The sequence below is a fragment of the Arcticibacterium sp. GJ41-1 genome, from assembly GCF_055808875.1.
This window is the reverse complement of sequence record NZ_CM147888.1, coordinates 2,647,885-2,672,499: the sequence shown is the minus strand read 5'-3', so window position 1 is coordinate 2,672,499 and position 24,615 is coordinate 2,647,885. Positions and strand designations below refer to the sequence as shown.

General features: G+C 36.6%; 23 protein-coding genes. 21 read left to right on the top strand and 2 right to left on the bottom strand.

Translation table 11 applies throughout. The features are described 5' to 3' along the window. From AC0L6O_RS11020 to AC0L6O_RS11000, 5 genes are all read left to right on the top strand, one after another. Nucleotides 1-1,797 (top strand): ATP-dependent nuclease, encoded by a 1,797-nt coding sequence (locus tag AC0L6O_RS11020; RefSeq protein WP_473302350.1) that lies wholly within the window; start codon nt 1-3, stop codon nt 1,795-1,797. Then, nucleotides 1,781-3,832, top strand: a complete 2,052-nt coding sequence (locus AC0L6O_RS11015) for a UvrD-helicase domain-containing protein (RefSeq protein WP_473302349.1) — start codon at nt 1,781-1,783, stop codon at nt 3,830-3,832. The genes AC0L6O_RS11020 and AC0L6O_RS11015 overlap by 17 nt, the downstream gene beginning before the upstream one ends. A 312-nt stretch (nt 3,833-4,144) precedes the next feature. Continuing rightward, nucleotides 4,145-5,179, top strand: coding sequence for a ligand-binding sensor domain-containing protein (locus tag AC0L6O_RS11010; RefSeq protein ID WP_473302347.1), 1,035 nt, complete (start codon nt 4,145-4,147; stop codon nt 5,177-5,179). Between the two features lie 83 nt (nt 5,180-5,262). Next, a complete protein-coding gene (locus tag AC0L6O_RS11005; RefSeq protein ID WP_473302345.1) occupies nt 5,263-5,832 on the top strand; it encodes a Crp/Fnr family transcriptional regulator in 570 nt (189 codons plus the stop codon). Between the two features lie 62 nt (nt 5,833-5,894). Next, nucleotides 5,895-6,893, top strand: a complete 999-nt coding sequence (locus AC0L6O_RS11000; protein WP_473302344.1) for an NAD-dependent epimerase/dehydratase family protein — start codon at nt 5,895-5,897, stop codon at nt 6,891-6,893. A 47-nt stretch (nt 6,894-6,940) separates the two neighbouring features. On the opposite strand, the gene AC0L6O_RS10995 is transcribed toward AC0L6O_RS11000, so the two are convergent. After that, complete coding sequence (locus AC0L6O_RS10995) at nt 6,941-7,315, bottom strand: Fur family transcriptional regulator (RefSeq protein WP_473302343.1); 375 nt, start codon at nt 7,313-7,315, stop codon at nt 6,941-6,943. A 146-nt stretch (nt 7,316-7,461) separates the two neighbouring features. Between AC0L6O_RS10995 and AC0L6O_RS10990 the strand changes: the two genes are divergently transcribed. The 3 genes from AC0L6O_RS10990 to AC0L6O_RS10980 are packed head-to-tail and all read left to right on the top strand — an operon-like array spanning nt 7,462 to nt 9,248. Then, entirely contained in the window at nt 7,462-8,370 is a 909-nt protein-coding gene (locus AC0L6O_RS10990) for an NAD(P)/FAD-dependent oxidoreductase (protein WP_473302341.1), read from the top strand. Between the two features lie 15 nt (nt 8,371-8,385). Further along, complete coding sequence (locus tag AC0L6O_RS10985; protein ID WP_473302340.1) at nt 8,386-8,649, top strand: hypothetical protein; 264 nt, start codon at nt 8,386-8,388, stop codon at nt 8,647-8,649. Beyond that, the gene (locus tag AC0L6O_RS10980; RefSeq protein WP_473302339.1) at nt 8,646-9,248 is read left to right on the top strand and encodes a class I SAM-dependent methyltransferase; all 603 of its coding nucleotides are present in this window, start codon (nt 8,646-8,648) and stop codon (nt 9,246-9,248) included. The genes AC0L6O_RS10985 and AC0L6O_RS10980 overlap by 4 nt, the downstream gene beginning before the upstream one ends. Nucleotides 9,249-9,369: 121 nt before the next feature. Here the strand turns inward: AC0L6O_RS10980 and AC0L6O_RS10975 are convergent, their stop codons facing one another. Then, nucleotides 9,370-10,794, bottom strand: coding sequence for an MBL fold metallo-hydrolase (locus tag AC0L6O_RS10975; protein WP_473302337.1), 1,425 nt, complete (start codon nt 10,792-10,794; stop codon nt 9,370-9,372). Between the two features lie 270 nt (nt 10,795-11,064). Here AC0L6O_RS10975 and AC0L6O_RS10970 point away from each other — a divergent pair, with 270 nt between their 5' ends. The 13 genes from AC0L6O_RS10970 (at nt 11,065) to AC0L6O_RS10910 (ending at nt 24,429) form a co-directional block, all read left to right on the top strand. Continuing rightward, nucleotides 11,065-11,625 carry a Crp/Fnr family transcriptional regulator gene (locus AC0L6O_RS10970; RefSeq protein WP_473302336.1) on the top strand — a complete coding sequence of 187 codons (561 nt, stop codon included), beginning with the start codon at nt 11,065-11,067 and terminating at the stop codon, nt 11,623-11,625. 93 nt (nt 11,626-11,718) lie between these two features. After that, entirely contained in the window at nt 11,719-13,092 is a 1,374-nt protein-coding gene (locus AC0L6O_RS10965; RefSeq protein WP_473302335.1) for a TolC family protein, read from the top strand. Between the two features lie 16 nt (nt 13,093-13,108). Beyond that, complete coding sequence (locus tag AC0L6O_RS10960) at nt 13,109-14,071, top strand: HlyD family secretion protein (RefSeq protein WP_473302334.1); 963 nt, start codon at nt 13,109-13,111, stop codon at nt 14,069-14,071. A gap of 5 nt (nt 14,072-14,076) precedes the next feature. Continuing rightward, nucleotides 14,077-15,246 (top strand): ABC transporter permease, encoded by a 1,170-nt coding sequence (locus tag AC0L6O_RS10955; protein ID WP_473302333.1) that lies wholly within the window; start codon nt 14,077-14,079, stop codon nt 15,244-15,246. 107 nt (nt 15,247-15,353) lie between these two features. Then, a complete protein-coding gene (locus AC0L6O_RS10950; RefSeq protein ID WP_473302332.1) occupies nt 15,354-17,366 on the top strand; it encodes a M13 family metallopeptidase in 2,013 nt (670 codons plus the stop codon). A gap of 159 nt (nt 17,367-17,525) precedes the next feature. Further along, a complete protein-coding gene (gene kefF, locus AC0L6O_RS10945) occupies nt 17,526-18,122 on the top strand; it encodes a glutathione-regulated potassium-efflux system oxidoreductase KefF (RefSeq protein ID WP_473302330.1) in 597 nt (198 codons plus the stop codon). 4 nt (nt 18,123-18,126) lie between these two features. Further along, nucleotides 18,127-20,016 carry a monovalent cation:proton antiporter-2 (CPA2) family protein gene (locus tag AC0L6O_RS10940; RefSeq protein ID WP_473302328.1) on the top strand — a complete coding sequence of 630 codons (1,890 nt, stop codon included), beginning with the start codon at nt 18,127-18,129 and terminating at the stop codon, nt 20,014-20,016. A gap of 102 nt (nt 20,017-20,118) precedes the next feature. Continuing rightward, on the top strand, nt 20,119-20,682 hold the full coding sequence (locus tag AC0L6O_RS10935; RefSeq protein WP_473302326.1) for a TetR/AcrR family transcriptional regulator: 564 nt from the start codon (nt 20,119-20,121) through the stop codon (nt 20,680-20,682). A 117-nt stretch (nt 20,683-20,799) separates the two neighbouring features. Further along, nucleotides 20,800-21,363, top strand: coding sequence for a carboxymuconolactone decarboxylase family protein (locus AC0L6O_RS10930; protein WP_473302325.1), 564 nt, complete (start codon nt 20,800-20,802; stop codon nt 21,361-21,363). Between the two features lie 70 nt (nt 21,364-21,433). Further along, the gene (locus AC0L6O_RS10925) at nt 21,434-22,240 is read left to right on the top strand and encodes an SDR family NAD(P)-dependent oxidoreductase (protein WP_473302323.1); all 807 of its coding nucleotides are present in this window, start codon (nt 21,434-21,436) and stop codon (nt 22,238-22,240) included. Between the two features lie 2 nt (nt 22,241-22,242). After that, nucleotides 22,243-22,551: an EthD family reductase gene (locus AC0L6O_RS10920; RefSeq protein WP_473302322.1), complete on the top strand. Its 309-nt coding sequence runs from the start codon at nt 22,243-22,245 to the stop codon at nt 22,549-22,551. A gap of 27 nt (nt 22,552-22,578) precedes the next feature. Beyond that, nucleotides 22,579-23,226 carry a DsbA family oxidoreductase gene (locus tag AC0L6O_RS10915; RefSeq protein WP_473302320.1) on the top strand — a complete coding sequence of 216 codons (648 nt, stop codon included), beginning with the start codon at nt 22,579-22,581 and terminating at the stop codon, nt 23,224-23,226. Nucleotides 23,227-23,523: 297 nt separating this feature from the next. Further along, entirely contained in the window at nt 23,524-24,429 is a 906-nt protein-coding gene (locus AC0L6O_RS10910; protein WP_473308520.1) for a mechanosensitive ion channel family protein, read from the top strand. Nucleotides 24,430-24,615: the final 186 nt, after the last annotated feature.

Below are 24,615 nucleotides of genomic sequence, written 5' to 3'. Positions count from 1 at the left end.
ATGTACCTATCTAATCTCAAACTCTGGAATTTTAGAAAATTTGGTAGCAATTCTGTAATAGATTTAGAAAACCCAAATTTGGATTTAAATTTCACAGAAGGAATAAACGTCTTAATTGGTGAAAACGATTCAGGGAAGACCGCAATAGTTGATGCTATGAAACTTACGCTAAAAACTCATAGTTACGATTGGTTAAGACTAGATTGGGATGACTTCTTTGTCGGTTCTACTCGTTTGAGAATTGAATTAAAATTTGAAAATCTTATAGATAATGAAGCAAAGAATTTCACTGAATGGCTAGGTTGGACTGGCGAGAGAGATGAAGCAAAACCATTTTTAAGATTAATATATGATGCGACAAGGAATCTAGATGATCAATATATCTATCCAACGGAAATCAGAGCCGGAGTTGATGAAACTGGATATCAATTAACAGCGGAAGCTAGAGAGTATTTAAAAACCACATATCTTAAACCATTACGTGATGCTAAATCAGAATTAATCCCACGTAAAAACTCTAGATTAACTCAAATTCTTCAAGGGCATGAAGCTTTTAAAGGTAAAGACCAAGATCATTTATTAGTTGGTTTGTTCAAAGAATTCAACAAACAGGTAGAAAAATATTTTGACGGCACGGATAAAGATGATGTACCGCTTTCTGGAGAACAACTAAAAGGCAAAGAATTGAAAAGTGAGGTAGATAAGTTCATTAAAGCCTTTTACTCAAAAAATAAAGAATCCAATTTTGGAGTCCTAGGAAATAATCTTAAAAGCATTTTGGAGAAATTAGAGTTATCAATAAAGGATGAATTAAACCCTGGTTTGGGAACATTAAATAGATTGTTCATGGCTACTGAATTACTCCATCTGCAAAAGAAAAACTGGAATGGTTTAAGGCTAGGTCTAATAGAAGAATTAGAAGCCCACCTGCATCCGCAAGCCCAAATGCAAATCATAGAAGCATTACAAGTAGAGAAAAATATCCAATTAATTTTAACTACACACAGTCCAAATTTAGCGTCAAAGTTAAAGCTCGAAAATTTAATTATCTGTAATGACAATAATGCTTTCCCGATGGGAGCAGAATACACAAAATTAGAGCCTGACAATTATAAGTTTCTTGAAAAATTTCTTGATACAACGAAAGCTAACCTCTTTTTCGCTAAAGGAGTTATTCTTGTAGAAGGCTGGGCAGAAGAAATACTAATTCCCAGCATAGCAAAGGCTATAGGGGTAAATTTAACTGAAAAAGGTGTTTCTATAGTAAATATTGGAAATACAGGATTCGATCATTACTCCAAGATATACATTAGGAAAGAAGAGCCTTACATGAATATTCCTGTCGCGGTAATTACAGATTCAGATGTTCAAGAATATGAAAAAGCTTATGATGATTTTATTAAAAAAGATGTAGATACAATTCAACGAGAAACCCAATCTGCTATTGATTCTAACGATACAAAATCCCAACAATCGATAAAATATCATACTGCACCAAAGTGGACCCTAGAATATTCTTTATTTAAATCAACTAGCCTAACAGCTACTCTTCAAAGCGTGTGCAAATCAATTCATTCTGGAACGGATTGGGATACGGATTTTGAAAAGACACTTGCTATTAAATTGATAGATAAGAACAAGAAACTAAGCAAAACAGAAGTTGCATATCGATTAGCAAATGCCATAGATGTTGACTTACAAAAGCCAGCAGCAGAAAGAACTATAAACATTGATTTAGATAATGATGCCAGTATCAAATATCTAATCCAAGCCATAAGATATGCTGCAGGAAATTAACATAACTAATGAGGACATTGAATACGCTGAAAAAATACTCTTACCTCAAGGAAAAGTGTTTGATAAAGAAAGAAGATTATTTATCCGAAACCTCGATACTATAGACCTTCAAGCCGTTCCTGGAAGCGGTAAAACCACAGCTGTATTAGCAAAACTTGTTATTCTGGAAAAACATATGCCACTCAAAAGTGGTCGTGGTATATTGGTTATCTCACATACAAATGTAGCGGTAGATGAGATAAAACAACGTATTGGAAATCATTGCCCTAAACTATTCACTTATCCCAATTTTGTTGGAACAATTCAAAGTTTTGTTGACACATTTTTAGCAATTCCATATTGTCAGAATTTTTTAAAAATAAGGCTTTACAGAATTGAATCTGAAAGATTTCAAGAAGAATTATGGTTCCAGTTTTCAAAAATATATTGGAATAAAAAATTTGAAAAACCCGGAACATATTTATTTGGAAGGTTGATTAATAAGGCTAAAGCAGAAGCTAAGAAATCAGGAAGAACAGAAAAACAAGTTTGTGATGACTTAATTAAAAAGGATGTCCAAAATTTATACTTTGATTTCAGAGATGAAAAAATAAAGTTCTTTCGAGATGATGAAGTATTGCTCTCGACTAAAACAAACAAAAAGTATCAAGGTATTAAGGAAGCTATTTTAAAGGTGCTCCATTCGGGGGTGATTTCGTACGAGTATGCTTATAAGTTAGCTGACTATTACTTGGAAAAAGTTCCGGGAGTAAAATCAATTTTGTTAGAACGATTTCAATATGTATTTGTGGATGAGATGCAGGACATGGATTCCTGCCAGAACGAGTTAATCGAAAATATCTTCGAACCTGCTGAAAATGCTCCGTCAATAATTCAAAGAATCGGTGATAAAAACCAAGCTATATATAATGCCGGATCTGTACAAATAGAAAATATCTGGTCACTCAGGAACGTTGTGCTGTACATTAACGGAAGTCACAGACTAAGTCCAAGAATTGCATCTTTAGTGCAAAACCTTGCCCTTACTCCAAATCCTGTTGAGGGTAGAAATGTTAATTCTGATGGTTCATCCATTGACATAAAACCAATAATTTTTGTTTACCAAGATGACACAAGAGAGTTGGTGATTCCAGCATTTGCAGATAAAATAAAAGAACTGCAAGCCTCTAATTTAATCCCCTTAAATCCACCCTACAAATTTATGGCAGTAGCTTGGAGAAAAGAACATGATGATGCTAACAAAATAGCTTTGTGCGATTATTGGCCTCATTTTGCAAAAGCCAGTTCTGGTCAACAAATAGATTTCAAAGTCCTTGAAGACTATATCCTGTATTTGGATAAGGAGAAAAAAACTTTAGAATCTGTTCGAAAGAACATTTTAAATGCACTTTTAAAGATTCTTCGCTTAGAAAATGTCTCAGATGAAAATGATAGAGTTTACACGAAAAGAAAATTAATTAATTTCTTTAAAACTCTTGAAAACAATGAATATGAGATATTGAAATTGAACCTTTATAAATGGGCAATTTCAAGCATAAGAGGAAAAAGTCAAGAAACGATTATTTGGATTAGAGAATATATTCCTATTTTCCTTTCTGTTTTTCATAAAACTATAGCTTTATCCACAAACTTCATAAATGGAGTATCTGAAATCAATAAAGCAGAGATTGAGAATGAACTCCAATTAAACAGGTTTGAGTCTGATGGAATAAACATTGAGATTGGGACTATACACTCTGCAAAAGGACAAACTCATACAGCTACGCTCTACTTGGAAACTTATTTTCAAAAAGATGGCAATGGAGCCAATGCTAAATCATATGAATCCCAAAGATTAGCAGGACAATTAATGGGAAATCAAATATTATCAACTGCTAAGACAAGAGTAAAGCAATCCGCTAGAATGGCTTATGTTGGATTCTCTAGACCAACACATTTATTATCTCTTGCGATTCATAAGGAGCGATTTGATTTTGTTTTATCTGATATAGATGTTGATGATTGGGATATAATTGAATTTACAACAGAAGAATAACATATCTTAAAAGTAAGTTTCTTGAAAATTAGAGCGTAATTTAACTGTGAATAGTTCTAAAAAGGACAATAAAAACAAACGGGAAAGGCAGGAAAGAACTAAGAAGGCGAAGAAACACCATTATTATCCCACTAAAACCATCTGTTACTCTTAGCTTACAGCATAACAAAGGTGCTATAAAAGCCACCGGCTCGATATCCATTAAAACCAATTAGCATAGTTAAAATTTTACAACTCATTGACACTAATTTACAATTGATTTACAGCCTTGGAGGCCTCTTCATGCTACTTTTGAGAAAAACATAGTACCGAATGAAGAATACCAAAAACATCTTTTCATTGCTTCTTATCATGGCTTTCATAAGCTCTTGCAGTGGGCAAGAAAAGCCAAGTTCCACCAGTAACTTATTCGCTGACCTTACGAATTATACCCAACCTCAAATAGCCGAATACATAAGAAACATCTTTCAAGACAAAGAAGGAAACCTATGGATGGGTACAAACGGACGAGGTGTAGCCCATTTCAATGGAAAAAGCATTTCTTACTTCTCTAATGAGCAAGGTTTTGGAGGTCAACAAATTACGGGTATTACAGAAGACCTAGACAAAAACCTATGGTTTGCGACTAATCAAGGGGTGGTGAAACAAGAGTCCTCAAAAAAGTTTATCAATTATGATTCGCAGTACTATTTTAAACGCCAACATTTCTGGAGCATATTCGCCGACAGCAAAGGCCACATTTGGGCAGGTGCAGGAAATGGTGTCTTTCGTTTTGATGGCACCAAATGGGCGTCTTTTGAATTACCCTACTCCAAAGAAAAGCCTTCCCTTAACTTATTGACAGATGTTACCGTTTGGTCTATCTCAGAAGATAAAAAAGGAAATATCTGGTTTGGCACTAGCGGAAATGGAGCCATCAAATTTGACGGAAAATCATTCATCCAATACACCAAAAAAGATGGATTGACCGATAACCACGTTGACAATATTATGGAAGACAGAAACGGCAACATTTGGTTTGGAACGAGGTTTGGAGGCCTAAGCCGATTGAACGGAAAAACCTTTACCAACTACACCGAAAATGACACCATTGGTAATAATGAAGTCTGTGTATTGTATGAAGATAAAGCGGGCAATATATGGTTTAGCTCGGAAGGCTATGGCGTGTATTGTTTTAATGGAAGCTCCTTTACCAATTATGGCAAAAACGAAGGATTGCGTGTGCTAGCCGTACAAACTATTTTTGAAGACAAAGAAGGCAGATTTTGGGTTGGCGGCGGTGGTGGACTTTACCGTTTTGATGGAACATCCTTTTATAATGTTACCCAAAATGGCCCTTGGGAATAATTACACATAAATGAAACTGAAATCGCTTAGATTAGCTTATATAAGCTCTTAATAACGATTTCTTAACTCGTCAAATGTGTCCCATGCAAAGTTTACTAGACTATATTAAATCACGCCAAACCCTAAGTAATGACGACATTAGTCTGCTAGAAAAGTGTGCTATACCCGTGGACGTTCCTGCACAAACCAAACTTTTAGAAGCAGGAAAAACAGAACGCCATTTGTACTTTTTGAGTAAGGGAATTGTCAAGGGATATCAAAACATAGATGGTAAACTGGTGATTCAGCACCTAGTTCCTGAAAATGATTTTTTCACCTCTCTGGATAGCTTTATGAGCGAAACGCCATCTTTAGATTACTACGAAACAGTCACAGATTGTAAACTTATAAAAATAGCAAAACCCGACTTTGACCTTTTACAAGAAAACTCCACCAATTGGAGTGATTTAGTAAAAGCCGTGACCAACGAACACCTAGCTTGTAAGCTAGAACGTGTCAAAGATTTTCAAGTTTTGACTGCTAAAGAACGCTATTTGAAGTTTTTAGACCAACACCCAAACCTAGCCTTAAACGTCTCTGTAGATAATATTGCCTCCTTTTTAGGCATGGAACCCCAATCTTTAAGTCGTATTAGAAAACAGGTCGCTTTCTAACAAATGTTATTTCTAGCCTAGCTATAAGTCCGGAAATTTGCTCATACAAAAAACTATAAATCATGAGCAAAGAAATTTCACTGGTCACTGGAGCTAACGGCCATTTAGGCAATAACCTGGTGCGTTTATTACTTTCTGAAAAGCACGAAGTAAGAGCATCTGTAAGAAACATTAATAAGCAAGAGCCTTTTGAAGGCTTAAACTGCGAGGTAGTTCAGGCCGATATTACCGACAGAGAATCATTAAAAAAGGCCTTTAAAGGAGTTACCAACCTATATGCCGTAGGTGCCAACTTTAGTATGTGGGCTAAAAACCCAAAGGTTGACATTTATGATAATAATGTACAAGGCACCCAAAATGTATTTGACATAGCGAAGGAATGCGGCATTAAAAACATTGTTTATGTAAGTTCGGTGGCTTCTTTAGACTTCACCAAATTACCAGGAAATGTAGATAATGGCTATAACAAAGACAGACGAAACTGGTATTACAATTCCAAAAACGATTCTGATAAACTAGCCTTAGAACTGGGCGAAAAATATGGCATCAGAACGGTGGTGATTTTACCTTCGGCCATGATTGGCAGCAAAGCCTTTAAACTAAGCTATACCAACAACCTTGTTCTTCAAATTTTAAATGGAGAAATACCTGTTGACACCAATGTGACATTAAACTGGATAGATGTAAAAGATGTGGCTTTGGGAGCTTACAGAGCCATGTTAAAAGGAAGAAATGGCGAGCGTTATATCTTATCAAACGAACAACACACCACCTTACAAGAAAGCGTAAAAATAGCCGCTGAACTATATCCGGCATTGAAGCTAAAAACACCTAAAAAAGTACCAAAATTCCTACTCTATACGGTGGCAGGTTTAATGGAATTTGGAAGTAAATTAACAGGAAAAGAACCTTTACTGCAACGTCATTACTTGGATATGTTTTATGGATTAAAACAAGATTATGACATTTCTAAGTCTAAAAAAGAACTCGGCTTTAACCCTAAACCATCAAAAGTAGCCTTAGAAGAAGCACTAAGTTATTTGAAAAACGACTGGAAATAAAACAAGTTTAATAAGTGCAAAACATAATGTTTTGTGCTTATTTCAAATCAAGAACAGTCCTTACAAATTCCTGTAAGCACGCAGTTCACTGTTTCTACTTTATAAGCACTTTCTATTGAAAAATGCACCGGAATAGGCATGCACTCTATGGTTTCACACTTGGTACATCTAAAGTGAAAATGGTGCAAAGGAGCCTCATTTTCATCACATTTTACGCATAAAGCGAAATACTGTTTGCCATCGTCTGCCACTATTCTGTGTAAAATGCCATCTTCACAAAAGCGGTTTAAAACCCTATAAATAGTAGCCCTGTTTATATCCACAGCTATGGCCTTCTCTATAGCGTCTTGGCTCATGGCCTTTGCCGACGAACTCAAAACTGAAAGCACAGCATCCTTTGTTGGCGTATTTCTCCTCTTCATTAGCACAAAGTTAAAAATTATTTATTGCGACAACGTTGCAACAAATAAAAAAGACACTACTTTTGCATCACATACTATTGCGACAAATTTGCAATTACAGACAGATACCAATCTCCATAAAACCATTACTAAATGGATTTAATCAAATGAATAACACACAAAATTTTGAAGTCATTATTATTGGCGGCAGTTATGCGGGCCTTTCAGCTGCCATGGCATTGGGACGTTCGTTGCGTAAAACCTTGATAATTGACAGTGGTTCGCCATGTAATAAACAGACACCACATGCCCATAATCTCATCACGCAAGATGGCGTAAAACCAAGTGAGATAGCTGCTAAAGCGAAATCTGATGTTTTAAAATACGCTACGGTAAGCTTTATAGAAGACCTTGCCATTAAGGGAAACAAAACAGATAATGGTTTTGAAATTCTTACAAAATCAGGCAAAACATACACGGCAAAAAAGCTGATTTTTGCTACAGGTATTAAAGATATTATGCCTGCTATAAAGGGCTTCGCCGAATGCTGGGGCATTTCTGTGGTGCATTGTCCTTACTGCCATGGCTATGAAATAAGAAATCAAAAAACAGGCATTATGGCACAGGGAGATTCTGCCATACACATGGCTTCGCTGGTCAATAACCTTACAGACAAGCTCACTATTTTAACCTCCGGCAAAGCCGACTTTGATGCAGAGCAATTATCAAAACTCAAAAAGCACAAGATAGCAGTCAATGAAAAAGAGATTGTAGAAATTGAGCATGAAAATGGCCAATTAAAAAACATCCTCTTTTCAGACGGAACTAAAGAGACCTTTTCTGCAGCCTACGCACATACGCCATTTATACAGCACACTGATATGCTAGCCAAACTAGGCTGCCAAATAAACGAACAGGGTTTTGTAGAAGTAGATATGATGCAAAAAACTACCGTGGATGGCGTGTTTTCTTGCGGCGATAACACCACCAGAATGCGTTCTCTAAGCAATGCAATAGCATCTGGAAATATAGCGGGTGCCATGGTAAATATGGAACTCAGCCAAGAACAATTTTAAGAGCTTTAATAGAAAATGATGGTAGAAGTTTTCATCACAAATATCACGGAAGAATTGCATATAAACAGCATGGAAAAACTGCTCCAAGAAGAGTTTAGCAATTTGCTTATTAATTTTGATATGGACGAAACAGGGCTGCCCTACCCTTGCGGTCACACTGTTTTACGAGTTGAGGGTCAAAGCATTGATGCCAAAAAGATAATATCAGTGCTTCAAAAAGAAGCGATTCTCTGCGAAATCATGAAAGACGAAGTTTGTTACAAACCAGATAGATTATGACAGAATTTTGGGAAACCAACTTTATTGACAAGCAAGAAATGTGGGGTTTTGAACCTGCTAAACCAACTCTTTTGGTCAAAAACTTTTTTGTCAAAAATGCTGTAAAGAACATCCTTATTCCTGGTATAGGTTACGGCAGAAATGCCCAAATTTTTAAAGAAAACGGAATGGAGGTAACAGGTATAGAAATATCAAAAACCGCCATTGACCTAGCCAGAAAACATTATGGGGAAGATATGACCATATATCACGGCTCTGTAAATGATATGCCTTTTGACCAGAAAAAGTATGATGGCATATTTTGTTCTGCTCTCATTCATCTGTTAGATAGCAAAGAAAGAGCAATGTTGATACAAAACTGCTATAATCAACTCAACACAAACGGCTTCATGGTTTTTACTGCCATCACTAAAAATGCTCCCAATTATGGCAAAGGAAAGCTCATAAGTAAAGACCGCTATGAATTTCATGCAGGTGCCCAAATATTCTATTACGACCAAGAGTCGGTTCAAAAAGAATTTGGTCAATTCGGACTTTTTGAAAGTACGGAAGTAGAAGACAACCAGCCGATGTATTTAATAAAATGTAGGAAAGAGTAGGTCCATGGAAAAAGGACCAATTCCCTTATCGAAATCATGTCTCAGTTAATGGAGCGGCATTAGGCTATAAAAAAAAGCATATTGGCATAACATAAATTTATACCAATATGCTTATTAAAAATTACAACAATGTAGTAGGACAAACGTATTCTGTCACTGGCAATTTGCTTTCTTTAATACCTGCAAAGCCTTCTATGACATCCGCAAAATTATCCCATCCTCTCTGTTTCAAAATAGATGAAGCAATCATACTTCGGTATCCACCAGCACATTGCAGTATAAACTTCTCTTCTTTAGGAAATTCGGCTAAATGACTGTTAATCTCATTCAAAGGGACGTTTATAGCTCCTTCTAAATGCTCTGATTCAAATTCACTTTTCTTTCTTACATCAAAGACCTTAGTCTTATCAAGGGGCATGCTCTCTAGTTCTTTAACAGAAATTCTATTTATTGAACTAGTTTCAAAATTAGCTTTCTCCCAAGCATCAATTCCGCCGTCTAAATATCCAATGGTATGGTCATATCCAATTCGAGATAAACGAACCATACTTTCCGCTTCCTTTCCTTCCTCGGTTACTAATAATATTTCTTGCTTAATATCTGCAATCATTTCACCAACCCACATCGCAAAACTACCGTCCAAACCTATGTTTATGCTATTAGAAATATGCTTTTTTGCAAAGTCTTTCGCACTTCTTGTGTCTAACACTAATGCTCTAGAGTCGGTAGCAACAGCTTCAAATTCCGCTGGCTTAAGTGGCGTTTTAGCCTTTTCTAGAATGTTATCTAAGCTTTCATAACCTTTAATATTCATTAATACGTTTGCAGGGAAATATGCTGGCGGCGTAGTTAAACCCGTTAAAACAGACTTCACGAACTCGTCCTCCGTCATTTCTTGTAAAGCGTAGTTTGTCTTCTTTTGATTGCCTAAAGTATCTGTAGTTTCCTTGCTCATCTTTTTCCCACAAGCAGAACCAGCACCATGATTAGGATACACTATTAAATCATCTGAAAGAGGCATTATTTTCTCTCTCAAAGAATGGTATAAATGTCTTGCTAGTTTATCTTCTGTTAAGTCTTCTACCACGTGTTGAGCTAAATCTGGACGCCCTACATCGCCAATGAACAAGGTGTCACCAGTAATTATACCGTGTTCCTTTCCGTTTTCATCTATCAAAAGGAAAGTACTGCTTTCCATCGTATGGCCAGGTGTGTGAATCACTTTCACTTTATAGTCTCCTACCTCGAAAATTTGACCATCTTCCGCTTTTATGATTTCATAAGAAGGCTTGGCAGTTGGCCCATATACAATTTTCGCATTCGTTTTCTTAGCCAAGTCAATGTGACCAGAAACAAAATCTGCATGAAAGTGAGTTAGAAAAACATATTTAATTTTTGCATTGTCCTTTGACGCTCGGTCAATATAAGGCTGGACTTCTCTTAAAGGGTCAAAAATGGCTGCTTCTCCGTTACTCTCAATGTAATATGCCGCGTGAGCAATACATCCTGTATAAATTTGTTCTATTTTAAAATTTGAGTTTGTCATGATTATTAGTTTTAGGTTGTCATTGATTTCTATACCTCAAACTTCCAAAAAAAACATTAAGCCTTCAGTTACATTTGTCACACTTCAGAATCCCAAAGTCTATGAGTCAAATACTGTCCATATTTGTTTATACATGATTGATAAACCCTTATTGAAAGGTTCGCCCCTAAAAGGCATCATTTTCTGGGAAGACTGCAGATTCTTCTCTGAAAGAATTAATTTCGCTTAAAGCATACTTAATGGCTTTAAACCTTCAATTGATTTCATAATATGATTGCCGATTTTTTATTAAAACTTGTGCCATTCTCTACCGAGGAGCTAAACGATATTGTTTCTCATTTTGAAAAAGAGTCTGTCACTAAAGAGCAGGTCTTAATAAAAGAAGGTCAAATTTGCCATAAGTTATATTTTGTAGAACACGGTATTGGCAGGAGCTATTACCTCAAAGAAGATGGCAAAGATGTAACGCAGTGGTTTTTTGGTGATGGCAGCTTCATGACCAGTGCCGATAGCTTCTTTCAGCAAACTCCTAGTTTGTATTATTTGGAGATTTTAGAAGATGCCGTGGTCTATAGTATTTCTAAAGAAAAAATGGATTTGCTTCTTGCTAAATACCATAAAATGGAAACGCTCGCTAGGTTGTTTGCCATAGAAATGCTTAACCAAATGGTTCATAAACTAAATGCCATACAGTTTCAAACCGCCAAAGAACGATACAACTATATGCTCGCCGAATTTCCAGATATTTCTCAGCGTGTAGCTCTAGGTCATATTGCTTCTTATCTTGGAATAACACAAGAGACCCTCAGCCGAATTAGAAGAAAAGATTAAGCTAAATGGCATCCATTTTCGCTTTTTGATTTAGATCAAAGGATACGGTCTTCCGTCTTATCAATTTTGCATTGTAATAACAAAAGATTTACAATGCAAAACACCAAATCCAAATTAAGTGTCTTACTGCTAGCCCTTGGGTGGTTCATACCAGCCACGTCTAATGCTCAGCTTTTGGATCCAAATCTTAGGGAGCTTATCAGCAAAGGACTTGATAAAAGCCATAGTGTCAATATTTACAATTTTGAAAGCGAACAAGTAAGAACTGACCAAAAAATAGCCAAGTCTGTACTACTACCAAAAATCACCCTTAACGGGAGCTATACGAGGTTAAATGATGATATCACCTTTGATGATGATACTCAAAACTTATTAGTTGCTACGCAAAAACTTCTCATCAAAGAAGCTGCCGGAATTCCTTTCAATACAGAATTCCCTGCATCTATTCCCTTACAGCCTGTCCCTAATTTGCAGAACAAAAACATATTGAAATCCAATATGGATTTGGATTGGGTAATCTTTAGTGGATTTGCTGTAGATAATGCCATAGAAGCGAGTAAACATAAAGAGGCGTCTCTAAATCACCTAACCGAAGTAGAAAAAGACAAAGTAGCTTTAAAAATTATAGAAACTTACGATAAACTAGCCTTGGTATATGCCTCCAAAGGTGTACTTACTACGTCTAAAAACTTCTTAAATGAGCAAGAACACTTTGTCCGAAAAGCCATTGAAAATGGTTTGACTACGCCCATTGACCGTAAAAAAATTGAGCTGGCACAGCAGCAGTTACAAGGAAAGTTAATGGAGTTTGAGCAAAACAAAACCTTACTGATTGAAATGCTCCATCAGCTCACAAATGATGACAGAGAGCATTTAAGCTTACTAAGCCCAACATTACAGCCTTATGCCATTAATACCTTAACTGGCACTGAAAAGCGAAATGAAATAATGGCATTAGAAGAAGCAGAGCAAGCTACACTTTTCAAAGCTCAAATGGAAAAGAACAATTTCATACCAAAGGTAGCGGTAAAAGGTCGCTATGAATTTATAGAAAGTGGCTTGTCCTTATTAGACCCAAAATGGTATGTAGGAGTTGGCCTAAAATGGAACGTCTTCGATGGCTTTGAATCTAAATTAAAAAGCGAAAAAACTAAAATCGAAAGTCTAAAATATGGGGAGCAAAAAGCCGAAGCAGAAGAGATGATAGCCTTGAGTGTCATCAATGCCGAATTGACCTATCAGTCTAGCCTTCAAAACATAAAAATGGTTGAAAAAGAAATTGATTTGGCGAGTGATACCTACGACATGATTAACAAGCAATACAAGAATAATTTGGCTTCTATTAACGATGTACTCATTGCTCTAAATGACTTAGAAAAATCCAATTTCAAACTACAAGAATCTTTTTTCAAACAGCGTAAGGCAGCTACTGCATTACTTCACGCCAAAGGAATACTTCACTATTAATTAACAAACAACAGAAATGAAATCACTAGTAAATATTTTCATCGGTTTTATGGCAGTGGCTTACTTAAGCTCTTGCGAAAACCCCGAACCAATCACTGACTATAGAGGTCAAGTAAAGTTTGAAACCATTTCAGTTAGTAATAAACTGGCGGGAAGAATTAGCAAAATTTATGTGCAAGAAGGACAAACTGTAAAGCAAGGAGACACATTAGCTGCCATATATATTCCCGAAGTAAATGCTAAAATGATGCAAACAGAAGGAGCCATAACTGCCGCACAAGGGCAATTAAACATGGCTTTAAAAGGTGCCACTGCGGAGCAGTTAGGGCAAATTGACGGTCAAATTGATGCTGCAGCAGCACAACTTAATTTTGCTCAAGAATCATACAACAGACTAGCCGCCATGTACAAAGATTCGCTGATTAGTTTACAACAATTTGACGAAGTAAAAATGAAACGCGACATGGCTAAAGCACAAATATCTGCACTAAAAGCGAAACGCAAAGAAGTAGGTCAAAGTGCACGTACAGAGCAAATAGACCAAGCCAAAGGACAATTAAACAGAGCTATTGGTGCCAAGCAAGAAGTAATTTCTGCTGCAAATGAGCAACTAATGATTGCCCCCGTAGACATGACTATCGAAACCATAAGCCTGCAAGAGGGCGAGCTTTTAACTCCTGGTTATGCCCTATTTAACGGTTATCAAAAGAACAGCATGTTCTTCCGATTTACGGTGCCAGAGTCCAAAATATATGATTTCAAAGTAGACCAAGAACTTACCTTGACCAATCCATACATAGAGCAAAAAACCAAGGCTAAAATCATAGCTATAAAGCAGTTGGCTCACTACGCCGACATTAGCAGTACATCGCCATTGTACGAATTATCTGAAGCTATTTATGAATTGAAGGTAGTACCTACTTCGGATGTGTCTGCTCAGTCATTTTTCTTGAATGCCACCATTTTGATAAAAGAATAATACCCATGATAGAGTACTTACATTTAATAAAAGTAGAGTTCAAACGCATTTTTTCTAATAGTGTACTGCTTGCCATTTTTATTGGAGCACCTATTTTTTACGGACTTCTCCTAGGTTACGTTTATGAAGGGGCAAAAGTAACTGGACTACCCATAGTAATAGTGGACGAAGACAATAGTCCAGTTTCTGACAAAATGATTGATGCGTTTGCTGACAACGAAGGACTGGCTGTGAGCGATGTACGCCATACTTCAGGAAACCTTATTAAAGAAATGCCAACCAAGGAATATGCTGCCGTAGTAACCATTCCAGGCGGTTTTGAGGCGGATATACTACAAAAAAGACACCCTGAAATAAGAGTGGACCTTAACATGGCAAATATGCTAAATGCAAATACTGCTAGTAAAAACATCCAATCGGTTTTGATGACACTAAATGCGGGCATTGAAATAGAAGGATTAAAAAAGCAAGGCTTGCACCAAAGCCAAGCCGCAGCTAGCTACGAAAGTTTCAAAATCAACTTTAATAAGCTTTACAATTCTTCTGGAAACTATGTTACGTTTATGCTTCCGGGTATTCTTGCCGCCATCATGCAACAAGTCATCTTTTTGGCTTTAGCCTTAGTTTTTGCCCGAGATTTTGAAGACGGTTACTTTGGAACACTTGTCAAAAAGAGCAAGTTTTCATTATATCACATTGTCTTAAAAGCCATCCCATTTTTAGTGATGATACCAATCATGTGGGCTATTGTGAGTTTGTTTATCCCCTATTTTAAAATTGACGCCGATATATTTAACCTTCCCATGTTTGTTTTAGCCACTTTGTTATCACTGGCTTCTATGTTTATTGGAATGTTATTTTCTATAGCCATTCCAAGTCAGTTAAAGGCTACAGAGCTCTTAATGGTCATATCTACACCTGCCTTTATTTTGAGCGGATTTACATGGCCTACCATTGCCTTTCCAAACGCTATCAGTCAAGTAGCACAGTACATTCCTTTAACACAGTTTTTAGGTGCTTTCAGAAAAATAGCTTTTTACGGAGGCGATTTGTCCTCAATAAAACCTGAAATTAACATGCTATTGCTCATCATGTTTGTTGCCTTAGTTTCAATGGTTGTTTTACTTCAAACAAAGATTTATTTATTTGGCAAAAAGAATGCGATAGAAGAGTAAAGAGAGAAGTAAAAGATGGCCAGCGAATAAAAACCTCAAGTTTAATATGGAAAACTACGATTAATAAGCCATATTCATCATCCATATTAAAACTAGCCTTAGTCTAAATGAAAAACCTCTTTTACTCAGCCTTAGCCATCTTTGTATTCAATTCCTGTGCAAGTGAAAAAAACACGGAAGACAAAAAGTTTGAATTCGATGGTATTAGTCAAAACATCAAACCTGGTGACGACTTTTTCAATCACGTAAACAAACAATGGTACGATAAGGCGGTAATCGCTGATGATGAATCAGGGGTTGGTTCGTACAGTTTCTTAAATATTCCTCAGAAAAAACTGCTAGAAGACATATTAAAAGAGGTTTCAAGTGGTACTCACAAAAAAGGAACTCCTGACCAAATGGTAGGTGATTTCTACAGCTCCGGTATGGATACCACCACAATCAACAAGCGAGGCTTCACTCCTATTCAGCCTTTGCTTGACAAAGTCAACTCCATCAAAAACGTTTCCGAGTTGATGCAATTTGTAACGGATGAGTTTAAGGCTGGTAACTATTCTTTGATTAGCATGGATGTTTCACCTGACAAAGAGAATAGTAGCGTCAATATGCTACACTTTAGTCAAACTGGCTTAGGCTTGCCAGACCGTGATTATTATTTCAAAACAGACGAATCTACCATCGAAATTCAGAATGTTTACAAAGCTTATTTAACTACACTTTTTCAAATCACAGGAAATACGCAAGCTGAGAAAAGCACCGCTACGGCCTACAACATTGAAAAACAACTGGCCGAAGTACACAAAACACGAACAGAACGAAGAGATATAAAAGCCAATTTCAATAGAATGGCAATTTCAGACCTAGACAAAACGCAGTCCAATATTGCTTGGTCTACTTTGTTGAAAAATTTTGGTACCAAAGCAGATTCTGTGGATGTGCGTCAAACGGCTTATTATACAAAACTAAATGCCCTACTAGGTTCAATTTCAATTGCCGATTGGAAGGCTTATTTACAAGCCAACATTCTAACCAACTATGCCGATATTTTAAGCGAATCCTTTCAAAAAGCAGCTTTCCAGTATGAAAAAGTACTTTCTGGTCAAGCCGTTCAAAAATCAAGAGCACAGTTGATGGTTCAAAAAGTTGACAGACAACTGGGCTATGCACTTGGCAAACTTTACGTCGAAAGACATTTCAATGAAGATTCGAAAAAGCGAGTATCTGATTTGGTAAATAACCTTCAAAAAGCTTTTGAAAACAGAATAAACGAACTCGACTGGATGAGTGACAGCACCAAAGTGAAGGCAAAAGAAAAGCTATATGCCATCACCAAGAAAATAGGTTACCCAGATGTATGGAGAGAATATGATAATGTTGACATCCAAAAAGACAAGTATTTTGAAAATGTAGTGGCATTAAGAAAAAACGACTACCAATACGATTTAGCAAAATTAAACAAAGCTCCTAATAAAGACGAGTGGCACACTACGCCTGCAACAGTAACTGCATATTACAATCCATCCATGAACGAGATTGTATTTCCTGCAGGAATACTACAGTTTCCATACTTCGATTTACAAGCGGATGACGCCATTAATTATGGTGGTATAGGCATGGTGATTGGTCATGAGCTGACCCATGCTTTTGACGATAATGGTGCACAGTATGATAAAGACGGAAACGTTAAAAACTGGTGGACAGCCGAAGATTACAAGAAGTTCAAAGCAAAAACTCAACTCATTATTGATAGATACAGCTCCTACACTGTTTTGGACAGTTTACATTTAATAGGTGGTCTTACGGTAGGAGAAAACACAGCAGACAATGGCGGTATTTCTATAGCTTATGATGCTTTCAAAATGACAAAACAAGGGCAAGACACCACAAAAACCAATGCTTACACGCCAGACCAACGTTTCTTTATGTCGATTGCTAGAATTTGGCGTGTCAAAACACGTGACGAATACCTTCGAAATTACATCAAGAACAACTCACATTCACCACCAATTTGGCGTGTAAATGGCCCATTATCTAACTTTACTCCTTTCTACGAAGCATTTGATGTCAAAGCCGGAGAAGCTAACTTTAAACCTCTAGAGGAAAGAATCAAGATTTGGTAAGCCTTATATTCTTTTCAATTTTAAGAAGAACGAAAAAACTTATTTCAATTTATTGCGGTTAAAAACGGACTACTGTACAGAGTGAAGTATATTTAAGATATTGGTTAAACTTAGCCAATTCCTGTTAATGTGTACAGAAAGCTATTTAACTCTTGATAAATGAAAAAAATATTAGTTCTGTTTTCACATCCTAAGTTTGAAAAATCGCGTGCGAATAATATCCTCGTAGACCAGATTAAAGATAAGAAAGGGGTAACATTTCATGACTTATATGAGGCATATCCCGATTTTCATATTGATGTCGACGCCGAAAAAGACCTACTAAATAAGCACGACATCATCATTTGGCACCATCCATTTTACTGGTACAGCTGTCCGCCTTTAATGAAACAGTGGATAGATATGGTACTGGAATTTGATTGGGCTTACGGCCCAAATGGCGTTGCACTAAAAGGTAAAACCTGTTTAAATGTAATAACCACAGGAGGTTCCAGAGAGCTTTATTGCTCACAAGGAAGCAATAGTTTTTCGGTCAATGAGTTTTTAAGACCCTTTGAGCAAACGGCTAATCTCTGTGGAATGACCTATTTCCCGCCTTTTGCTGTCATGGGGACTCACCTTTTGAGTGATGACGCATTAGAAGAACATGCTGTTCAATATTCTAATTTGATAGACTTGCTTCAAAAAGAAATAACCTTAAGCAAGTTTAATGGCTGTGCCTTTTTAAACGATATTCCACAATTAAAAACGCTCTAATTTTATGACAGGAAGTCTACTTTTTCAAGCCATCGTATTTTTAGCCGGAGCCATTATTTGTGTATCTATCGCTAAACGTTTAGGCTTAAGTTCGGTTATTGGCTATTTACTAGCAGGAGTTTTAATAGGACCATATATCCTTGGTTTTATTGGAGAAGAAGGCCAAGACATTCTTCATTTTGCAGAATTTGGAGTGGTCATGATGCTGTTTTTGATTGGTCTCGAGATTGAGCCTAAAAACTTCTGGAACATGCGAAAAACCATTGTAGGCATGGGAAGTTTGCAGGTAATAGGAACCATGCTCCTCTCCTATTTTCTGTTTACATCATTGGGGTTTGACTGGAAAGTGTCATTGGTCATTTCCATGGCTGTGGCCTTATCATCTACCGCCATAGCTCTACAAACCATAAAAGAAAAAGGATTGATGGATACCACATTCGGAAATTCATCCTTTTCCATTTTATTGTTCCAAGATATTATTGTGATTTTTATGCTTGGAGCATTGCCTTTACTCTCCAATGCGGCAGCACCATCTTCCGCAGAAAATCATAACGAACACGTTAATTTGTTAGACAATCTCCCTATAGGTTTTCAAACATTAGCTATTATTTTATCTGTTGTTGTAATTGTTTTTGCGGGTAAGTACTTGATAGTGCCTATGCTACGCAAAGTGGCAAAAACGGGTGTAAGAGAATTATTAATAGCCGCAGCCTTTTTAATTGTCTTTGCCATTTCATTTTTGATGGAATACGTAGGTTTAAGCCCTGCCCTAGGTGCCTTTTTAGGTGGTGTAGTATTATCAAATAGTGAGTTTAAACATGAATTAGAAAGCACCCTAGAACCTTTCAAAAACTTACTCCTTGGTTTATTTTTCATGGCTGTGGGTGCCTCTATAAACTTTATAGTTATTGCGAAAAGCCCCTTTACCATTGGCGGTATTTTACTTGCCATAATTGCCATAAAAGCTTTAGTATTATTTATTACAGGGTCTATTTTCAAACTAAAAATCGACCAAAAATTACTGCTAACATTTGGCTTAGCCCAAATAGGAGAATTTGCTTTTGTACTCTTGTCCTTTGCCTTTAGTTTAAACATTTTGGAACAAGACCAGATGGATTTAATGCTGGTTATAACAGCACTTACCATGTCGCTCACACCTATTATAAACCTGCTAAACGAACGACTCCTTCTTCCAAGACTTGGCACTAAAGAGTCTATCAAAAGACCGATGGACCATGTAGCCAAAACACAAAAGATAATATTGGTAGGCTTTGGTCATTTTGGTAGCACAGTTGGGCGATTTTTAAGGTCTTATGGTGTAGAGGCTACCATATTAGACCAAGATTCTAATCGTGTTGATTTCCTTCGTAAAATGGGCTTTGAAGTGTATTATGGAGATGCTACACGCTTAGACTTATTAGAATCTGCAGGAATTGCGGATGCCAAAATGTTGATTTGTACCATAGATAACCCTTCCATTACTAAGCAAGTAATTAAGCTCGTAAAAGAGCATTATCCACATGTAGAACTTATGGTTCGTGCCAAAAACAGGTACGAAGCATACGATTTATTGAACTTGGGTATCGAGAACATTTACCGCGAAACATTAGACACTTCGCTATCGTTAGCTAAAGATGTTTTAAGCAAAATGGGTTTCAGGAAATATACACTCAACAAACAAGTGCAAAATTTCATAAAGTATGATGAAGATAGTTTGCGACGATTAGCCAAAGAATCTAAACGAGATGATAACTACATTTTCAAGGCTAGAAAAGAGATGGAAGAGCAGGAGAAGTTACTGAGTCAAGACTTCAAAAGAGGTATAGTAGAATATGACAACCACTGGGATAGTGAGCACATTAGAAAGGCTTTAGAAAAGCAGAGCAATAGCTAAACACCTCAATTACAACTTACGTACAAAAATATGGCAAAGAAAAAGTGTAGATATTTTTTTATTTCTAAACGATTGGTTAGTTTTGCAATGTATTAGAAAACAATGGCAAGAAAAAAAGAATATATAGAAGAAGAAGTAATCGAAAAAGCTATGAATTTATTCTGGCAAAACGGTTATGAGACGACGTCGATGCAGATGCTGGAAAAGGCAATGGGCATCAACAAGTTTTCTATATACGCTAGTTTTGGAAGCAAACATGGCGTTTTTCTTGAAAGCCTTAAAAGCTACAAGAACAAGGTTAAAAGCATCTTTGATAAATTTCAAAATGCGACTAATGGTGTTGACAGTATAAAGGAATTCTTTTATGACTCTGTAAACATTGCCGACCATGATGGCTATCAAAAAGGGTGCTTACTAACAAATACCTACAATGAATTTGTCGAAAAGGAAGATGAGCTTATAAAAGAGCAAATGGATTCATTTATGGTAAACCTAAAGGGTTTATTCATAGAAAAGCTAAGGATGGATACATCAAAGGATGAAGAGACCGTCATGAAACAAGCAAACTTTCTTCTCTTAGCAAAGCATGGCCTAGCAGCTGCTTCCCGTGTGAATAGCAAAGAAGAAATAGAAGATTATATAGAATTAATATTTAAGAACATTTAGACCTTTTTTTAATCAATAACTAAACGATAGTTTAGTTTAAAATAACAAACCAGACTTTTTTTGAGCCATTTCTAAACGAACGTTTAGAAAATTATCAACAAGTAAACAACAAAAATTATGACAACATTAACAGTACACAACCTAGAAACAGCACCAGAAGCTAGTAAAGCATTATTAGAGCAGTCTTTAAAAGCGAACGGAATGATACCTGGCTTACATGGCGTATTAGCAGGAGCTCCTGAAATACTGGAGGCTTACCAAACCATACACAAACTGTTTACAAATTCTTCTTTTGATAAAGAAGAGTTGACCGTAGTATGGCAAACCATAAACGTAGAGCATGAGTGTCATTACTGTGTTCCTGCACATACGGCTATTGCCAATATGATGAAAGTAGACCAGAGCATTACAGATGCATTGCGTAATGAAACGCCACTAGAAAACCCAAAGTTAGAAGCTTTACGTACTATGACTTTAATAATTGTACGTAACCGTGGACATGTAACATCTGAAGAATTGCAAGCATTTTATGCCGCTGGTTATGAAGAAAGACAAGTGTTAGAAATCATTTTAGGACTGTCCCAGAAAGTAATTAGTAACTATACCAACCATGTTGCTAATACACCTGTAGATGCTCCATTCCAACCTTTCGCTTGGTCAAAGGAAGCCGTAGCATCTTAATCAAAACACAAAATGATTGACTATCTTCCGTTTAAATACGGAAGATTTTTCAAACATCTAAAACCAAGACATGCAAAACTTAAAATCAAAATACGGAAACAAAGCAGTAGTTACTGGCGGTTCATCAGGCATAGGAAAAGCCTTTGCTTTAGAACTAGCTAAACAAGGAATAGAACCTATTTTAGTAGCTAGAAATAAAGAAAATCTACGTGCTATAGCCGAAGAAATTTCAGCACTATATCAAATAGAAGCTCAAACTTTCTCTGTGGACTTATCTGATGAAAAAGCAACACTAGACTTTTTAGATGAAATAGATAAGCAAGAAATTGGGATGCTTATTCATAGTGCTGGAATGGAAAATAACGGAAGTTTCACCAAAATTTCAGAAGCTAAAGAATTGCAAATGATTAAGCTAAACATTACGTCTACGTATTTGCTAACCAATCATTTTGCTAAGAAAATGTCTGCAGCTCAACAAGGAGGAATCTTGCTCGTTTCTAGCTTGGTTGGTTTAATGCCCTCCCCTTACTTCAGTAATTATGCTGCCACTAAAGCCTATGTACACCAACTTGGGCTTTCACTATATCCAGAACTTAAAGAACACAATGTAGACATTAGTGTACTGGCTCCAGGATTAACTGAAACCAATATGGTGGCAGACAATGGCGTGGATTGGTCAAAAATACCAATGACCAGCATGAAACCATCTGAAGCAGCACAAATAGCTTTAAGCAGCATTGGCAAAAAGGCAACCATTATTCCCGGTTTTATGAACAAGATGATGGTAATGATGGCCAAAAGAGTATTCTCACTGAAAAGCTTCAGTAAAATAAATGGCTTCATCGTGAGAAAAGCCATCTCAAACAATAAATTATAAAGATGATTAAATTAACCGTATTATACCCAAACAGTGCTGATTTAGAATTTGACAAAGATTATTATACAAAGCAACATGGTCAATTACTCACAGATTTATTAGGCGATGCTATCGTTTCGTCTGACGTAAATTTTGGATTATCTGGAGCCACACCCGGCTCTGTAGCACCCTTTGTAGCGATTGCAAACATAACTTTTGCTTCCTTAGAATCGTTTCAAAGCTCATTTGGAGCCAATGCTCAAGAGATTTTGGCAGACCTTCCTAACTTCACCAATGTGCAGCCACAAGTTCAAATTAGCGAACTAGTTTAATTAGCCTTCACTTCAAAAAGCATTAAAATGACCGAGAAATTAAAAATTGATATTGTATCTGATGTGGTGTGCCCATGGTGCACCATCGGTTACAAACGTCTGGAAAAAGCTATCTCAGAGCTAGGTATTGAAGACCAAGTAGAAATTGAGTGGCAACCTTTTGAGCTCAACCCAAATATGTCAAAGGAAGGGCAAAATTTGCGAGAGCATATAACAGAAAAGTACAGCTCAACGCTAGAGCAGCAAAAAGCCTCACAGCAGCACATGACTAATGCTGGTGCCGAAGTTGGTTTCACTTTCGATTACTTTGACGAAATGCGAATGGCAAACACCTTTGAGGCTCATGTTCTATTGGAATATGCCCATGCTTTTGGCAAACAGACTGAACTCAAGATGCGTTTAATGACAGCCTTTTTTAGCGAAAGAAAAGATGTTTCACAGCGAAGCGTTCTAAAGCAAGCTTTACTAGATGTAGGCTTAAATGCAGAAGAGGCATTATCAAAGTTAGATGATGAGACTGCCCGTAAAGAAGTAAAATCTAAAGAAGCTTACTGGCAAAGCCTCGGCATAAGCTCTGTTCCTACCATAGTTTTTAACAGAAAAAGTGCCGTTACGGGTGCACAACCTACAGATGTGTTTAAGCAAGTATTGACACAGCTGTTAGCTGAGTCCTAAAACTCAGCCCTATGAAAGTCTGCACAAATAATAGACTTTTTTTCTACCTATAATTCGCTTCGCAGTGTCTCGCAAGGGGCACTGCGATATCAAGTTCAACGCCTCCCCCCACCTCTTTTTCATTCCTAAAGCGGCGAAATAAAGCTATTAAGACGAAGTTCTCCCGTCCAACACTTTTCTTATAAGACTCCTAAAACGTTTTAAGACTTATATCATAATATTGCCATTAGCCTCCAAAAAAAGTTGCTCTAAAAGAATCTTATTCTACTTTTAGAATACAATAAACTTTTACGAGTGATGGAAATAATTGAGAATATAAACTTATGGATAACGGAACACCCTACTTCTTCCAATATTTTCAAGTATTTAATTTGGGTTCTATCTGTTTTACTCACTATTGCATTTCTAAGAAGGCTACTGAGGAAAAAACTTCCTGATGTTGGTATAAGATATAAATCACAAAAAGCAATTGAGGTTGTTGGGTATATACTACTGATTTTAATTACAATATCATTCTTTACAGGAAGCATAAAAGACTTTGCATTAGCTATTGGCCTCCTTACGGCAGGCATTACAATAACATTGCAAGAGTTAATTTTAAGCATTGCAGGCTCTATTTATATATTTTTCATCGGTGTCTATAAACCAGGTGATAGAATAGAAATCAACAATATTAAAGGCGATGTAATTGACATTGATAGCGTTTACACTACCATGATGGAAATTGGTGAATGGGTTTCCAGTGATAACTATAGCGGAAGAATAGTAAAACTCAGCAATGCATTTGTTTTCAAAGGCCCTGTCTATAATTACTCAAAAGACTTCCCCTTTGTTTGGGACGAATTTAACCTTCCTATTAAATATGGTTCTGACATCGAATTAGCAAAAAAGATAGTCATCAAAATTGCATCTGAAACCTTAGCGGAATATGTTTCGCAGTCTATTTCAGAATGGAATCAGGTTGTCAATAAGTATTACATTGAGAATGCTCAAGTAGAACCTACGCTCGCCATTACTATGACAGATAATTGGATACAGTTCAATCTGAGATATATCGTCGATTACAAAAAAAGAAGATATACCAAAAACATCCTACATGAGCTTATCGGAACGGAGATTCTAAAAACGGATGGTAAAATACAACTAGCTTCTGCTACCTTTGAAATTGTTCAAATCCCTACTATTAACTTAAAGAAGGATTAAAAATATTTAGGTTTTATATAGTCCACTCTCATTCTGCTGGAGTACTTTTCTAGCTTCATGCTTGATTTAGATTTTGTGCGAATAGCACAAACCGGAAATTGGATTTGATGTAGAAGGATAGTCGCAGTAACTTTATTGATAGATTCTGTTCAAAAGAGATTTAGCCAAAAGAAAACAATTTGCCAA

Bases quoted from the DNA above. Each gene is read 5' to 3' on its own strand.
- AC0L6O_RS11020 (WP_473302350.1), top strand. From the start codon at position 1: ATGTACCTATCTAATCTCAAACTCTGGAATTTTAGAAAATTTGGTAGC.
- AC0L6O_RS11015 (WP_473302349.1), top strand. From the start codon at position 1,781: ATGCTGCAGGAAATTAACATAACTAATGAGGACATTGAATACGCTGAA.
- AC0L6O_RS11010 (WP_473302347.1), top strand. From the start codon at position 4,145: ATGAAGAATACCAAAAACATCTTTTCATTGCTTCTTATCATGGCTTTC.
- AC0L6O_RS11005 (WP_473302345.1), top strand. From the start codon at position 5,263: ATGCAAAGTTTACTAGACTATATTAAATCACGCCAAACCCTAAGTAAT.
- AC0L6O_RS11000 (WP_473302344.1), top strand. From the start codon at position 5,895: ATGAGCAAAGAAATTTCACTGGTCACTGGAGCTAACGGCCATTTAGGC.
- AC0L6O_RS10995 (WP_473302343.1), bottom strand. From the start codon at position 7,315: ATGAAGAGGAGAAATACGCCAACAAAGGATGCTGTGCTTTCAGTTTTG.
- AC0L6O_RS10990 (WP_473302341.1), top strand. From the start codon at position 7,462: ATGAATAACACACAAAATTTTGAAGTCATTATTATTGGCGGCAGTTAT.
- AC0L6O_RS10985 (WP_473302340.1), top strand. From the start codon at position 8,386: ATGATGGTAGAAGTTTTCATCACAAATATCACGGAAGAATTGCATATA.
- AC0L6O_RS10980 (WP_473302339.1), top strand. From the start codon at position 8,646: ATGACAGAATTTTGGGAAACCAACTTTATTGACAAGCAAGAAATGTGG.
- AC0L6O_RS10975 (WP_473302337.1), bottom strand. From the start codon at position 10,794: ATGACAAACTCAAATTTTAAAATAGAACAAATTTATACAGGATGTATT.
- AC0L6O_RS10970 (WP_473302336.1), top strand. From the start codon at position 11,065: ATGATTGCCGATTTTTTATTAAAACTTGTGCCATTCTCTACCGAGGAG.
- AC0L6O_RS10965 (WP_473302335.1), top strand. From the start codon at position 11,719: ATGCAAAACACCAAATCCAAATTAAGTGTCTTACTGCTAGCCCTTGGG.
- AC0L6O_RS10960 (WP_473302334.1), top strand. From the start codon at position 13,109: ATGAAATCACTAGTAAATATTTTCATCGGTTTTATGGCAGTGGCTTAC.
- AC0L6O_RS10955 (WP_473302333.1), top strand. From the start codon at position 14,077: ATGATAGAGTACTTACATTTAATAAAAGTAGAGTTCAAACGCATTTTT.
- AC0L6O_RS10950 (WP_473302332.1), top strand. From the start codon at position 15,354: ATGAAAAACCTCTTTTACTCAGCCTTAGCCATCTTTGTATTCAATTCC.
- kefF (WP_473302330.1), top strand. From the start codon at position 17,526: ATGAAAAAAATATTAGTTCTGTTTTCACATCCTAAGTTTGAAAAATCG.
- AC0L6O_RS10940 (WP_473302328.1), top strand. From the start codon at position 18,127: ATGACAGGAAGTCTACTTTTTCAAGCCATCGTATTTTTAGCCGGAGCC.
- AC0L6O_RS10935 (WP_473302326.1), top strand. From the start codon at position 20,119: ATGGCAAGAAAAAAAGAATATATAGAAGAAGAAGTAATCGAAAAAGCT.
- AC0L6O_RS10930 (WP_473302325.1), top strand. From the start codon at position 20,800: ATGACAACATTAACAGTACACAACCTAGAAACAGCACCAGAAGCTAGT.
- AC0L6O_RS10925 (WP_473302323.1), top strand. From the start codon at position 21,434: ATGCAAAACTTAAAATCAAAATACGGAAACAAAGCAGTAGTTACTGGC.
- AC0L6O_RS10920 (WP_473302322.1), top strand. From the start codon at position 22,243: ATGATTAAATTAACCGTATTATACCCAAACAGTGCTGATTTAGAATTT.
- AC0L6O_RS10915 (WP_473302320.1), top strand. From the start codon at position 22,579: ATGACCGAGAAATTAAAAATTGATATTGTATCTGATGTGGTGTGCCCA.
- AC0L6O_RS10910 (WP_473308520.1), top strand. From the start codon at position 23,524: ATGGAAATAATTGAGAATATAAACTTATGGATAACGGAACACCCTACT.